The sequence below is a fragment of the Massilia scottii genome, from assembly GCF_030846495.1.
GTDB classification, from domain to species: Bacteria; Pseudomonadota; Gammaproteobacteria; order Burkholderiales; family Burkholderiaceae_D; genus Telluria_A; species Telluria_A violaceinigra.
Map to the genome: position 1 here is coordinate 268,730 of NZ_JAVCWM010000008.1, position 14,127 is coordinate 282,856.

Below are 14,127 nucleotides of genomic sequence, written 5' to 3' on the forward strand. Positions count from 1 at the left end.
TTTAGAAGTTCAGCGACCGCTTGTCGACGGCGAGCGCGGCTTCCTTGGTCGCTTCGGACAGCGATGGGTGGGCGTGGCAGATGCGCGCGATGTCTTCCGCGGAAGCGCGGAATTCCATGGCGACCACGGCTTCCGAAATCAGTTCGGAGGCCATCGGGCCGACGATGTGCACGCCGAGGATTTCATCGGTGGTGGCATCGGCCAGGAACTTGACCATGCCTGACGTATCGCCCAGCGCGCGCGCACGGCCATTGGCCATGAACGGGAAAGTGCCTGCCTTGTAGGCCACGCCGGCCGCTTTGAGCTGCTGCTCGTTCTGGCCGACCCACGCGATTTCCGGCGAGGTGTAGATCACCCACGGAATCGTGTTGAAGTTGGTGTGGCCATGCTGGCCGGCGATACGCTCGGCCACGGCAACGCCTTCTTCCTCGGCCTTGTGCGCCAGCATCGGGCCGCGCACCACGTCGCCCACCGCCCACACGTTCGGCAGGTTGGTCTTGCAGTCGTCGTCGACGGCGATGAAGCCACGCTCGTCGAGCTTCAGGCCAACCGCGTCGGCACCCAGACCGATGGTGTTCGGCACGCGGCCGATCGAGATGATCAGTTTGTCGAACACGGAGCTCTGCGCTTCGCCGGCGGCGTTGGCGTAATCGACGGTGACGCTGTTCTCGCCGGCGGTGACTTTGCTGATCTTCACGCCCAGGTTGATCTCCAGGCCCTGCTTGGTAAACAGCTTGTGCGCTTCCTTGGCGATCTGCTCGTCGACCGCGCCGAGAAAAGCAGGCAAGCCTTCCAGCACCGTGACCTTGGCGCCGAGGCGGCGCCAGACGCTGCCCATTTCCAGGCCGATCACGCCGGCGCCGATCACGCCGAGGGTGGCCGGCACGGAGCTGATGGTCAGCGCGCCGCTGTTCGACAGGATCAGTTTTTCGTCGAACGGTGCGCCCGGCAGTTCGCGCGCGTTGGAACCGGTCGCGATGACCACGTGCCTGGCCGAGAGCGTGTCGGCATTGGCGCCGGTGACGCTGACCTGATAACCGCCTTCGGCGGCGCCGGTGAACGCACCGCGGCCGTGGAAGAAGGTGATCTTGTTTTTCTTGAACAGGAACAGGATGCCGTCGTTATTCTGTTTGACGACGGTTTCCTTGCGCTTCAACATCTGCGGCAGGTTCAGCGACAGGCCGGCGAAATCGATGCCGTGCTCGGCGAACGCATGGCCGGCGTGTTCGTAATGCTCGGACGACTGCAGCAGCGCTTTCGATGGAATGCAGCCGACGTTGGTGCAGGTGCCGCCGGGAGCGGGACCGCCCTTGGCGTTGGCCCATTCATCGATACAGGCAACCTTGAAACCGAGTTGCGCCGCGCGGATGGCGGCGATGTAGCCGCCAGGGCCAGCGCCGATGACGACCACGTCGAATTGTTTTGCATCACTCATTATTGATTCCCTTGTTTTATTCTACTGGTACGAATATCCACACCGGCCGCCGCACGCTGGGGAGCATGCGGCGGCGAGGCGCGCTGCGTGCTTACAGGTCCAGCAGCAGGCGCGCAGGATCTTCCAGCGTTTCCTTCATCGTGACCAGGCCCAGGACGGCTTCGCGACCGTCGATGATGCGGTGATCGTACGACATCGCCAGGTAGTTCATCGGACGCACCACGACGAGCCCGTTTTCGACGACAGCGCGGTCCTTGGTCGCGTGCACGCCCAGGATGGCCGACTGCGGCGGGTTGATGATCGGGGTCGACAGCATCGAGCCGAAGGTGCCGCCGTTCGAGATCGAGAACGTACCGCCGGTCAAGTCTTCCAGGGTCAGCTTGCCTTCCTTGGCTTTCTGGCCGAATTCACCGATCTTCTTCTCGATTTCGGCGATTGACATCTGGTCGGCGTTGCGCAGGATAGGCACCACCAGGCCGCGTGGCGAACCGACCGCGATGCCGATGTCGAAGTAGCCGTGGTAAACGATATCGTTACCGTCGACCGAGGCGTTGATGATCGGGTACTTTTTCAGCGCGGCGACAGCGGCCTTGACGAAGAAGGACATGAAGCCCAGCTTGACGCCGTGCTCTTTCTCGAACTTGTCCTTGTACTTGTTGCGCAGGTCGATCACCGGCTGCATGTTCACTTCATTGAACGTGGTCAGGATGGCGTTGGTCGACTGCGACATCACCAGGCGCTCGGCGATACGGGCGCGCAGGCGGCTCATCGGCACGCGCTCTTCCGGACGCTCGCCCAGGTTGGCGGCGCTTGGCGTGGCCACCTGCTGCAGCGGGGCCTTGGCTGGCGCGGCGGGCGCTGCCTGTGGCGCTGGTGCCGCCGGCTTGACGCCGCCGGGCTGGGTTGCAGAACCCAGCGCGCCGAGCACGTCGCCCTTGGTGACGCGGCCATCGCGGCCGCTGCCGGCAACGTCGGACGTGGTCAGGTTGTTATCGGCCAGCAGCTTGGCGGCGGCAGGCATGGCGACATTCGCTTTCGAGGCGATCGCGCCGATGGCGGCGGCGACCGGATCGGCGGCCGCTGGCGCGGCCTGGGAAGGGGCGCTGGAAATCTGCAGCGGGCTCACCTGGGCGGCGGCTTCGGTATCGATGATGGCGATGACTTCGCCGGCGACGACGGTGCTGCCATCGCCCTTGAGGATCTGGGTGATGATGCCGGCGTTCGGCGCCGGCAGTTCGAGCACGACCTTGTCGGTTTCGATATCGATCATGTTTTCGTCGCGCGAAACTGGCTCGCCGACTTTCTTGTGCCACGACAGCAGGGTCGCTTCCGCTACCGATTCCGACAGAACTGGGACTTTGACTTCGATTTGTGCCATGTAAAACTCCGTGTATTGTTTTTTGCGGCGCCCCGCTAGCAGCCAGGGCGCACCGTCATTATTTGGTCAGGATGAAACCCTTGAGCTTCGCGAACGCCGTTTCCAGCAATTCCTTCTGCTGCGCGTTGTGCTTGTCGGCGTAACCGACCGCAGGCGAGGCCGAAGCCGGACGGCCCGCATACGCCAGGCGCTGGCCCGATTCGAGGCTTTCAAAGATATTGTGCTGGATCTGGAACCATGGTCCCTGATTCTGCGGCTCATCCTGGGTCCATACGACTTCGGTCGCGTTCGGGAACTTTTTCAGTTCAGCCGCGAACGACTTGTGCGGGAACGGATACAGCTGTTCGACACGGATGATGGCGGTATCAAGCTGGCCGCGTGTTTTGCGGGCGTTCACCAGGTCGTAATAGACCTTGCCCGAGCAGGCGATCACGCGCTTGACCTTCTTGGCGTCGATTTTCTCGTCGACTTCACCGATGACGGTGTGGAAGGCGCCCTTGGCCAGGTCGGTCAGCGGCGAGCTGGCGTCCTTGTTACGCAGCAGCGACTTCGGCGTCAGGATGACCAGCGGCTTGCGGAACTGGCGCACCATCTGGCGGCGCAGCAGGTGGAAAATCTGGGCGCCGGTGGTTGGCTGCACCACTTGCATGTTGTTGTCCGCGCACAGCTGCAGGAAGCGTTCAGGACGCGCCGACGAGTGCTCCGGACCCTGGCCTTCGTAACCGTGCGGCAGCATCATGACCAGACCCGAGGCGCGGCCCCATTTGACTTCGCCGGACGCGATGAACTGGTCGATCACGACCTGGGCGCCGTTGGCGAAGTCGCCGAACTGGGCTTCCCAGATGGTCAGGGTGTTCGGTTCGGCGGTCGAGTAACCGTATTCGAACGCGAGTACCGCTTCTTCCGACAGCACCGAGTCGATGACGACGAACGGGGCCTGGCTTTCCGACACATTGCACAGCGGGACATAGCTGCCCGCATCCCAGCGCTCGCGGTTCTGGTCGTGCAGCACGGCGTGGCGGTGGGTAAAGGTACCGCGGCCGGCATCCTGGCCCGACAGGCGGATGGCGTAGCCGGACGACACCAGCGAAGCGTAAGCGAGGTGCTCGCCCATGCCCCAGTCCAGGTTCAGTTCACCGCGGCCCATGGAGGCGCGGTCGGCCAGCACTTTTTCGACCAGCGAGTGGACCTTGAAGTCGTCCGGCACGGTGGTGATGCGGGTGGCCAGGCGTTTCAGTTCCGTCATCGGCACGGCGGTGTCGGCACTGTCGGTCCATTTGCGGTTCAGGAACGGCAGCCAGTCGACCGCGTACTTGTTCTTGAAGTTCGAGATGACCGGATCGATCGTGTGCTTGCCGGCGTCCATGGCGTCGCGGTAGGCCGACACCATCTTGTCGCCGCCGTCGGCCGCCAGGGTGCCCTGGGCGATCAGTTTGTCCGCGTACAGCTTGCGGGTGCCCGGATGCTGGCCGATTTTCTTGTACATCAGCGGCTGGGTCAGCGCTGGCGTATCCTGCTCGTTGTGACCGAGCTTGCGGTAGCAGATGATGTCGACCACGACGTCCTTCTTGAACTGGACGCGGTAGTCGAGCGCGATTTGCGTCGCCAGCACGACCGCTTCAGGATCGTCGCCGTTCACGTGCAGCACCGGTGCTTCGATCATCTTGACGACGTCCGAGCAGTACAGGGTCGAACGCGCATCGCGCGGGTCGGACGTGGTGAAGCCGATCTGGTTGTTGATCACGATGTGCACCGTGCCGCCCGTGCCGTAGCCGCGGGTTTGCGCAAGGTTCAGCGTTTCCATGACCACGCCCTGGCCGGCAAAGGCCGCATCGCCGTGCACCAGGATCGGCAGCACTTGCGCGCCATCCTTGTCGCCGCGGCGCTCCATGCGCGCCTTGACCGAGCCTTCGACGACCGGGTTGACGATTTCGAGGTGGGACGGGTTGAAGGCCAGCGACAGGTGAACAGGACCGCCGGCGGTGGCGATGTCGCTCGAAAAACCCTGGTGGTACTTGACGTCGCCCGATGGCAGGTCGTCGCCGTGCTTGCCTTCGAATTCTTCGAACAGTTCCTGGGGCGACTTGCCCAGGGTGTTGACCAGCACGTTCAGGCGGCCGCGGTGGGCCATGCCGATAACGATCTCCTGCACGCCTTTTTCACCGGCGCGCTGGATGGTTTCGTCGATCGACGCGATGAAGGACTCGGAGCCTTCCAGCGAGAAGCGCTTGGCGCCGACGTATTTGGTGTGCAGATAGCGCTCCAGGCCTTCGGCGGCCGTGAGGCGCTCGAGGATGTGGGCTTTTTTCTCGGCCGTGAAGTTCGGGGTCGAGCGGATCGCTTCGAGCTTTTCCTGCAGCCAGCGCTTTTCCGCCGGATCGCCGATGTACATGAATTCGGCGCCGATCGAACGGCAGTAGGTATCGCGCAGCATGTTCAGCAGGTCGCGCAGGGATGCGTTTTCCTGGCCGAAGTAGGTATTGCTGATGTTGAACACGATGTCCATGTCGGCATCGGTGAAGCCGTAGAAGGTCGGATCGAGTTCCGGAATCATCGGCCGTTCCTGGCGCTGCAGCGGGTCCAGGTTGGCCCACTGGGAGCCCAGATAGCGGTAAGCGGCGATCAGCTGGGTGACGGCGACGCGCTTGCGGCCCATTTCAGGATCGTGCGAGGCGGTCACGACACGGATCGGGCCAGCCTTGGCGCGTTCGGCGAACGAGGCGATGACGGAAGCGTGGGCTACGTCGGGTTTGTTGGAGCCGTCGACTGCAGGGACGTTCTGCATGGAGTCGAAATAGGCGCGCCAGTTGTCTGGCACCGAGCCTGGATTGTCGAGGTAGGCCTCGTACAGCTCTTCAACGTACGGCGCGTTACCACCGAACAAATAGGAGTTCGCGGTTTGTTCTTGCATCATCTTGCTCACCTTTCTTCGCGCTTCGCGAGTTTGGCGGGTTAATCTAACCTTCCGCGACACGGCCTGACCGGTTAGCGGATTGCACATCAAGTTGTGGGGAAGGACTTGTAAAGCTCGCAGCATTCTAACGAGGTCGGAAGAATAGCACGCGTATTGTACGCGTAACATCCCGTCTCGTGAAAAAAGTTGCCGATCATCTTTTTCCGTTGGGCGATACCAAAACCACGCGGGATGGGTAAAAAGATTGACACGGTTTCCGATTCTGGCTATACATCAGCTCTTTTTCCTTCCTCGCCACCGCCATGCCCAAGCCGACCGTCGCCCCTACCCTGTTCGCCCTCTCCATATGGTGCCTGGCCGGCGCCGCGCAAGCCGGTGTGCGCGCCGACCTGGCGGGCGACTGGTGCTTTTACCAGCAGTCGAGCGGCGCCACCGTGATCCCGGAACAGGTCAATATCAGCCTGCACCCGGACGGGCGCTACGACTGGCGCGAAGGCGCCTTCCACCAGGACGGCAGCTGGTCGGCCGACGACAAGACCCTGACCATGAGCGATGTGGGCCAGCACGGGATCGTCAGCATCGCGGGCGAGGAGATGACCTTGCGCCGCTCCAGCCTGATGCACTTCAGGAAGGGCGCATGCGCGCCGGGCTTTGGCGACCAGGACCTGATCCGCTTCCAGAACGCGGCCTCCACCGGCGACATGGCGGTGCTCGCCGACTACCTGGCCAGGGGCATGGCGGTCGACATGGTCGACTTCCGCAGCGGCGACAGCGCCCTGGTCAAGGCCGCCAAGTTCTGCCAGGTGGGCGCGGCCAAGGCCCTGCTGGCCAAGGGCGCCAGCCGCACGCTCAAGGGCGACGACGACAAGACGGCGCTCGAGCATGCGCGCGCGAGCCGCTTCCACAAGGGTTGCCCGGAACTGGTCGCGCTGCTGGGGTAGGCGCCGGCGGCTGCGGCCGGTCAGGACAGCAACTCTTCGAGCCGCCTGTCGTCGGCGGCGAAGACCCCGGCTGCGGCGCTGTCCATCACAAGGGTGCGCCAGCCCATGTACACGCCGTAGGCGCGCTCCCTGCGCAAGCGTGCCTCCAAGTCGGAATAGCGGCGCGCCTCCACCATGAAATGGCTGATCAGCTCGGCGCTGCGTTCGGTAAGCGACTCGCAGGTATAGGGACCGCTCACATAATTCGGAAGCGACATGATGTTTGCACCTGGCTGGCCAGACAAGGACGCATCGCTGAACGTGCCGATGTCCCGCCTCGGCTTCGATTGAAACGATTAGGCGAAAGATGCCGCGCCGAATACGCGGCACCTGCCACGCGGCACGGGCAGCAGCGGCGCCGCCCGCCGCCGCATTTCCGCCAACACCCGATTGTTGCGTATTGTAAATCCGGGACCAGTCCATTGACCGCACAAATGATAATAGTTATCATTTGCGTTTAGTTCCTTGACGGAAGCACCCGATGTCCTCCCCTGCCACGCTCCCCAGCGCCAGCCGCGCCGCCTGGCTGAAGAATCTGCACCGCTGGCACTGGATCAGCTCGGCTTTGTGCCTGATGGGCATGCTGCTGTTCAGCATCACCGGGATCACGCTCAACCACGCCACCCAGATCGAAGCCAAACCGGTCGTCAGCAAGCGCAAAGCCACCCTGCCCGCGCCGCTGCGGCGCGACCTGGAGCAGGCAGCAAGCCGGCATGCCGATGCGCGCGCGCCGCTGCCGCCGCGGGTGGCCAGCTGGGCCGACCGCGAATTCGGCCTGGACGTGGGCGCCATCGAGGCCGAATGGACCGAGGAAGACGCCTACGTCGCCCTGCCCCGCCCCGGCGGCGACGCCTGGCTGCGCATCGCCGTCGACGGCGCCGCCGAATTCGAAAAAACCGACCGCGGCATGGTTTCCTGGCTCAACGACCTGCACAAGGGCCGCAACGCCGGTCCCGTGTGGGCCTGGTTCATCGATATTTTCGCGCTCGCCTGCGTGGTGTTTTCGCTCACCGGTTTCCTGATCATGAAACTGCACGCGGCCAACCGCCCGTCCACCTGGCCGGTGATCGGCGCCGGCATCCTGCTGCCGCTCTTGCTCGCCCTCTTGTTTACTCACTAAGTCTGCCCACAATGAAACTACAGCACACGCTTGCCCTTACCCTTCCCATGCTGAGCAGCTGGGCCGTCGGCGCCGACCTGGCCGTCAAGTTCGAGATCCCGCAACTGAACGTGGCCGAATACCACCGTCCCTACGTGGCGATGTGGCTCGAACGCGCCGACCAGAGCGTGGCGGCCAACCTGTCGGTGCTGTACGACGTCAAGAAAAAGGACAACGGCGGCACCAAATGGGTCAAGGACCTGCGCACCTGGTGGCGCAAGGCCGGGCGCGATGTGGAACTGCCGATGGATGGCGTGAGCGGCGCCACGCGCTCCGCCGGCGAGCAGACCATCAGCTTCGGCCCGGCCCGCACCGGCATCGACAAGCTGCCGGCCGGCGACTACAAGCTGGTGATCGAAGCGGCGCGCGAATCGGGCGGCCGCGAACTGGTACGCGTGCCCTTCACGCTGCCGCTCAAGGGCAAGCAAACGTTCAGTGCGCGCGGCAAGGAAGAACTTGGCGCGGTTTCCCTCCAGATCACCCCTTGATTGCCCCACCATGACCAACACAATGATGAACAAAACCCTGCTCGCGCTGGCCCTGGCCGCCGTCTCACTGAGCGCTTCCGCGCACCGCGGCTGGCTGTATCCGCAGGCGACGATGGTCGAATCGAAGGAGCCGTGGGTGACCATCGACGGCGCCATTTCGGAAGGCCTGTTCGAGATCGAGCACGTCGCCCTCAAGCTCGATGGCGCCACCGTCACCGACCCGGATGGCGTGAGCACGCCGGCGCCGGCCGGCTACATGGGCAAGCAGCGCAGCACGTTCGACCTGAAGATGACCAAGAACGGCACCTACAAGATCAGCATCGTCAGCCGCAACGTGATGGCCAGCTATAAAGACAAGGCGGGAGAAGCCAAGCGTTTCCGCGGCAGCGAGGAAGCCTTCGCCAGGGAAGTGCCGGCCGACGCGCCAGAACTGAAAACCACCTACGCCCACCAGCGCCTGGAGACGTTTGTGAGCGCGAACAAGACCAGCGACGGCGCCTTGAAGGCGAGCGGCGTGGGGCTGGAGATGATCCCGCTGACCAATCCGACCGACCTGCGCGCGGGCGAAACGGCCAGGTGGCGCTTCCAGCTCGATGGCAAGCCGCTGCCCAAGTTCGCCTTCAGCCTGATTCCGGGCGGCGTGCGCTATCGCGGCGTGCTCGGTGAAGTGCGCCTGGAAACCGACGCCAAAGGCGAAGTGGCAGTGACCTTGCCGGCGCCAGGCATGTACTGGCTCAACGCCGGCTTTCCGGCGGCCCAGCCGAAAGGCCCGGCTGCGGCCGATGCACCGGCGGTGACGCGCCGCTACAGCTACGCCGCCACGCTCGAAGTGCTGCCAGAGTAAGCCAGAGCAGATGCGACGCCGCGTTCTCGTCCCCCTCGCGATCGCGCCGGCCCTGCCGCCGCGCGCAAGCACGCTGCACGAGCTTGGCGGCAGCACCATGGGCACCAGCTGGTCGGCGCGCGTGATGGCCCCGGGCGGCGCCCGTGCGGCCCTGCTGGAGGGCCTGCAGCGTCAGCTCGACCTGGTGGTGGCGCAAATGAGCCACTGGGAACGCGACTCGAACCTGAGCCGCTTTAACAGCGCCCCGGCGGGCAACTGGCATCGCCTGCCGGATGAATTTTTCACAGTGCTCAGCTACGCGCTGGAGGTGGCCGAGGCCAGCGGCGGCGCCTACGATCCGTGCGCCGGCGCGCTGGTCGACGCCTGGGGCTTCGGCGCCCGCCAGCGCTACAACGAAGCGAACTTTTACGCGCCGCTGCCGGCTGCCAGCGCGGCCATCGTGGCGCGCGGCGACCGCCAGCGCCTGCGGCTCGACGCGGGCAGCCGGCGCGCGCTGCAGCCGGGCGGCGTGCGGATCGACCTGTCGTCGGTAGCCAAGGGTTACGCGGTCGACCTGATGGCGCGCTGCCTGGAAGCGCAGGGCTTGCATCACTATCTGGTTGAAATCGGCGGCGAACTGCGCGGCGCCGGCACCAAGGCCGACGGCCAGCCGTGGTGGGTCGCGCTGGAAGGCGTGCCGGACGCCGGCGGCGGCGCGGGACAGACCACGGTGGCGCTGCACGGTCTGGCCATTGCCACCTCGGGCGACTACCGGCGCTACTTCGAGCATGGCGGCCGGCGCGCCTCGCACACGCTCGACCCGCGCACCGGCGCGCCGATCCGCAACGACGTGGCCTCGGTCACCGTGCTGCATGCCGAATGCATGGCGGCCGATGCGCTGTCGACCGCGCTGTCGGTGCTCGGCCCGGACCAGGGCCTGGCCTTCGCCGAAAGCCGGCACCTGGCCGCGCGCTTTCTGCTGCGCCAGGATGGCGGCCTGCGCGAAGTCGTCTCCAGCGCTTATCGGGAACTGCTGCAATGATGATCAGTATCGATCCGGTGCGCTGGGGCGGCGCCGCAATCGCCGTGGCAGCCTACGCCGGCATGTGCCTGGCGCTGCTGCGCGCGCGCCGCGGCCTGCACCGGGAAGTCGATGCCGGCAACGCCGACTGGCTGGTGGCCTACGCCAGCCAGACCGGCACCGGCGAAGCGCTGGCCGCGCATACCGTGGCGACCCTGCGCACGGGCGGCCTGTCGGCGCGCGCGATCAGCGTCGAGCATCTCGATGACGCCACCTTGCGCGGCGCCGCGCGCATCCTGTTCATCGCCAGCACCTATGGCGAGGGCGACGCGCCCGACAGCGCGGCGCGCCTGGGCCGCCTGCTCGACCAGAGCGATCTTGCGCTCGGCCAGCTGCATTACGCCGTGCTGGCCCTGGGCGACAGCAGTTACGCCAATTACTGCGGCTTCGGACGCCGCCTCGATGACGCCTTGCAGGCGCGCGGCGCGCAGGCGCTGTTCGAGCGGGTGGAGGTGGACCGCGGGCGTGCCGCCGCCATCGATGCCTGGCAGCATCACCTGAGCCACCTTGCGGGCACCAGCGACGCCCCCGACTGGAGCGCGCCGGCGTACGGCGACTGGCGCATCGCCGCGCGCCGCCTGCTCAACCCGGGCAGCGCGGGCGCGCCGGTGTACCGCATCGACCTGCGGCCCGCCACCGGCGACTTGCCCGGCTGGGAAGCGGGCGACCTGGTACAAGTGAGCGCGCCGGGCGAGCCGGATTATCCGCGCGAGTATTCGATTGCCTCGACCATGGCCGAAGGCTGCCTGTCGCTGCTGGTGCGCTTGCACGTGCGCGACGATGGCAGCCTGGGACTGGCCTCCGGCTGGCTGTGCCGCGACGCACAGGAAGGCGATGCGGTACTGCTGCGCGTGCGCCAGCACAAGCGCTTTCGCATCGGCGAGAACGCCGGGCGAGCGCTGATTTTGATCGGCAACGGCACCGGCATCGCCGGCCTGCGCGCGCACCTCAAAAGCCGCGCCGATGCGGGCGAGTCGCGCAACTGGCTGGTCTTCGGCGAGCGCAATGAAGCGCATGACCACTTCTGCGCCGGCGATATCGCGCAATGGCGGCAGGCCGGCATGCTCGACACGCTCAGCCTGGCATTTTCGCGCGATGGCGGCGGCGCGCGCTACGTCCAGCACGCGCTGGACGCGCAAGCGGCGCAGCTGCGCGCGTGGGTGGACGCGGGCGCGGCCATCTACATCTGCGGCAGCCTGCAAGGCATGGCCGGGGCGGTGCACGCGACCCTTGAAACGGTGCTCGGCGGCGACACACTGGCCATGCTCGACGACAGCGGCCGCTACCGGCGTGACGTGTACTGATGCCGATTCTCACGCCCGCAAATATGCGTATCGCATAATGTCACTCGGCTCGTCAAATAAGAATGAGAATTCTGTTGATAACGATTCTCATTTACATAGTTTTACCTTTCTTCTACAATGACTAGGTTGTTGGCAATTTATGCCCCACCGGTGCGCGCTTTCAAGACGCGCCGGCGCCCACCCTACGTCGAAGAAGAGAAGCAGATGGCACCGATCAAAAGCCGCAAGCACGCGCAATCGCGTTTCAATCAACACATGAGCGTCGCGCTTGCCGCGCTGCTGGTGCCGGTGGCCGCCCACGCTGCCGCCGACGCCCCCCAGGCACGCACCCTGCCGGAAGTCCAGGTCGTCAGCAAGACCGGCGACGAGACCGTCAACGACTTCAAGGCCGAGCGTGCCGCGTCGCCGAAATACACCGAACTGCTGATCAACACCGCGCAATCGGTCACCGTCATCAAAAAAGAACTGATCCAGCAGCAAGGCGCGGTGACCCTGACCGAAGCGCTGCGCAACACGCCCGGCGTGGGCGCCTTCTTCCTCGGGGAAAACGGCAACACGACCACCGGCGACAGCATCTACATGCGCGGCTTCGATTCGTCGACCAGCATTTTTGTCGATGGCGTGCGCGACATCGGCTCGATTTCGCGCGACGTGTTCAACGTCGAGCAGCTCGACGTGCTCAAGGGCCCGGCCGGCACCGACACCGGACGCGCGTCGCCGACCGGCTCGGTCAACATGGTGACCAAGCAGGCGGTGATGGAGTCCGGCACGACCGGCTCGCTGATCGCCGGCAGCGGCAAGCAAAAGCGCGCCACGGTCGATTACGCCCAGGTGCTGAGCGCCGAAAAAGGCATCGCCCTGCGCCTGAAAGCGCTGGCCCAGGATAGTGGCGTTGCGGGGCGCGATGTCGTCAAGGACCAGCGCTGGGCGCTGGCGCCTTCGATCGCATTCGGCCTGAACAGCCCGACCCGCGCCTACCTGAACTACCTGCATGTGGAACAGGACAACGTGCCCAACGGCGGCGTGCCGACCATCGGCCTGCCGGGCTACAAGAGCCCGGACGCGCGCACCTTCCTGACCAGCGCGCCGCGCGTCGATCCGGGCAACTTCTACGGTTCCACGACCGACTACGACGAAGTCACGGCCGACATGTTCACGGTCAAGGTCGAGCATGATTTCTCGCCGAACGTCAAGCTGCAGAACACGACGCGCTACGGCAAGACGTCGCAGGATTACCTGCTGACCGCGTTCATGGGCAACAGCGCCAACCTGAAAACGCCGAACCCGAACGATCCGGCCAGCTGGACCATCACGCGCGGCAACCGCACCGTCAAGGACCAGACCAACGCGATCCTCACCAACCAGAGCGTGGCCACGGTGGGCCTGGAGCTGGGCGGCATGAAGCACACCTTCGTGGGCGGGCTGGAGCTGACCAGCGAAGAACAGAGCACCTACGGCTACCTTGGCGCGGGCACGATGACGGTCGACTCGCTGTACGCGCCCAATCCGGCTTCGCCGATCAGCGGCCTGAACCTGGTGCGCAATGGCGTGAGCACCAACTCCAAGGTCGACACCCAGAGCGTGTACCTGTTCGACACCATCAAGCTGGGCGAGAAGTGGATTTTCAACGTGGGCGCCCGCATGGACCACTTCAACGTGAACTACAACGCGACCAGCCTGTCGACCGCCACCGCTCATCCGGCGCTGCCGGTGGGCACCCTGCTGCCGACCACGCTCAAGCTGAGCGACACGGTGGGCAACGGCAAGGTGTCGGCGCTGTACAAGCCGACGGCCAACAGCAGCGTGTACGCGCTGCTGGCGACGTCGAAGAACCCGCCGGGCACCAACATGGCCTTGTCGGCGTCGGCCAACAGCGCATCGAACCCGAAATACAATGCGCAGCAATCGACCACGAGCGAAATCGGCACCAAGTGGGATTTCCTCAAGCAAAAACTGTCGGTCACGGCGGCGCTGTACCGCACCACGGTCAAGAACGAGCTGGAGCAGGATCCAGTGGACCTGGTGTACTACCAGACCGGCCGCAAGCAGGTCAAAGGCATCGAGCTGGGCGTCACGGGTGAAGTGGCGCGCAACTGGCTGGTGAGCGCCGGCTATGCCCGCATGGATACCGAAGTGAGCAACGGCAAGATCGTGACCGCCAGCGGGATCAATAGCCTGAACTACACGCCGAAAGATGCGTTCACCTCGTGGACCTCGTACACCCTGCCGATGGGCCTGAAAGTGGGCGGCGGCGCGCGTTATGTCGGCAAGCTGCTGCGCGGCACCGATGGCGCGGTCGGCACGCCGGCCTATGCCGATGCGTACTGGGTGGTCGATGCGATGGCGTCGTACAGCGTGAGCAAGAACCTGGACCTGCAGCTGAACGTGTACAACCTGGCGGACAAGGAGTACATTGCGCAGATCAACAAGAGCGGCTACCGCTACACGCCAGGCGCCCCGCGTTCGGCGAGTCTGACGGCGAACTTCCGCTTCTAAACACGCGGCATTGTCGACGACACCGTCATGCCCGCCACTGGTGGACATGACGGTGTTTGACTTTCCACT

General features: G+C 65.0%; 11 protein-coding genes. 7 read left to right on the top strand and 4 right to left on the bottom strand.

What is annotated here, in order from left to right:
- Position 1: 1 nt before the first annotated feature.
- The 3 genes from lpdA to RBA41_RS14010 form a co-directional block, all read right to left on the bottom strand.
- Entirely contained in the window at positions 2-1,435 is a 1,434-nt protein-coding gene (lpdA, locus tag RBA41_RS14000; RefSeq protein WP_306624601.1) for a dihydrolipoyl dehydrogenase, read from the bottom strand.
- 91 nt (positions 1,436-1,526) lie between these two features.
- Positions 1,527-2,813 carry a 2-oxoglutarate dehydrogenase complex dihydrolipoyllysine-residue succinyltransferase gene (odhB, locus tag RBA41_RS14005; protein ID WP_306624602.1) on the bottom strand — a complete coding sequence of 429 codons (1,287 nt, stop codon included), beginning with the start codon at positions 2,811-2,813 and terminating at the stop codon, positions 1,527-1,529.
- A gap of 58 nt (positions 2,814-2,871) precedes the next feature.
- On the bottom strand, positions 2,872-5,727 hold the full coding sequence (locus RBA41_RS14010; protein WP_306624603.1) for a 2-oxoglutarate dehydrogenase E1 component: 2,856 nt from the start codon (positions 5,725-5,727) through the stop codon (positions 2,872-2,874).
- A 302-nt stretch (positions 5,728-6,029) separates the two neighbouring features.
- Here RBA41_RS14010 and RBA41_RS14015 point away from each other — a divergent pair, with 302 nt between their 5' ends.
- A complete protein-coding gene (locus RBA41_RS14015; protein WP_306624604.1) occupies positions 6,030-6,668 on the top strand; it encodes a hypothetical protein in 639 nt (212 codons plus the stop codon).
- Between the two features lie 20 nt (positions 6,669-6,688).
- Here the strand turns inward: RBA41_RS14015 and RBA41_RS14020 are convergent, their stop codons facing one another.
- Entirely contained in the window at positions 6,689-6,925 is a 237-nt protein-coding gene (locus RBA41_RS14020) for a hypothetical protein (RefSeq protein WP_306624605.1), read from the bottom strand.
- A gap of 263 nt (positions 6,926-7,188) precedes the next feature.
- Between RBA41_RS14020 and RBA41_RS14025 the strand changes: the two genes are divergently transcribed.
- The 6 genes from RBA41_RS14025 to RBA41_RS14050 all read left to right on the top strand — a co-directional run bounded on the left by RBA41_RS14025 (position 7,189) and on the right by RBA41_RS14050 (position 14,058).
- On the top strand, positions 7,189-7,827 hold the full coding sequence (locus tag RBA41_RS14025; protein WP_306624606.1) for a PepSY-associated TM helix domain-containing protein: 639 nt from the start codon (positions 7,189-7,191) through the stop codon (positions 7,825-7,827).
- Between the two features lie 11 nt (positions 7,828-7,838).
- On the top strand, positions 7,839-8,354 hold the full coding sequence (locus RBA41_RS14030) for a DUF2271 domain-containing protein (protein WP_099876340.1): 516 nt from the start codon (positions 7,839-7,841) through the stop codon (positions 8,352-8,354).
- Between the two features lie 10 nt (positions 8,355-8,364).
- A complete protein-coding gene (locus RBA41_RS14035; RefSeq protein ID WP_306624607.1) occupies positions 8,365-9,198 on the top strand; it encodes a DUF4198 domain-containing protein in 834 nt (277 codons plus the stop codon).
- A 10-nt stretch (positions 9,199-9,208) separates the two neighbouring features.
- Entirely contained in the window at positions 9,209-10,219 is a 1,011-nt protein-coding gene (locus RBA41_RS14040) for an FAD:protein FMN transferase (RefSeq protein ID WP_306624608.1), read from the top strand.
- Positions 10,216-11,562: a sulfite reductase subunit alpha gene (locus RBA41_RS14045; RefSeq protein WP_306624609.1), complete on the top strand. Its 1,347-nt coding sequence runs from the start codon at positions 10,216-10,218 to the stop codon at positions 11,560-11,562. The genes RBA41_RS14040 and RBA41_RS14045 overlap by 4 nt, the downstream gene beginning before the upstream one ends.
- 204 nt (positions 11,563-11,766) lie before the next feature.
- Positions 11,767-14,058, top strand: coding sequence for a catecholate siderophore receptor Fiu (locus RBA41_RS14050; protein ID WP_306624611.1), 2,292 nt, complete (start codon positions 11,767-11,769; stop codon positions 14,056-14,058).
- Positions 14,059-14,127 lie beyond the last annotated feature (69 nt).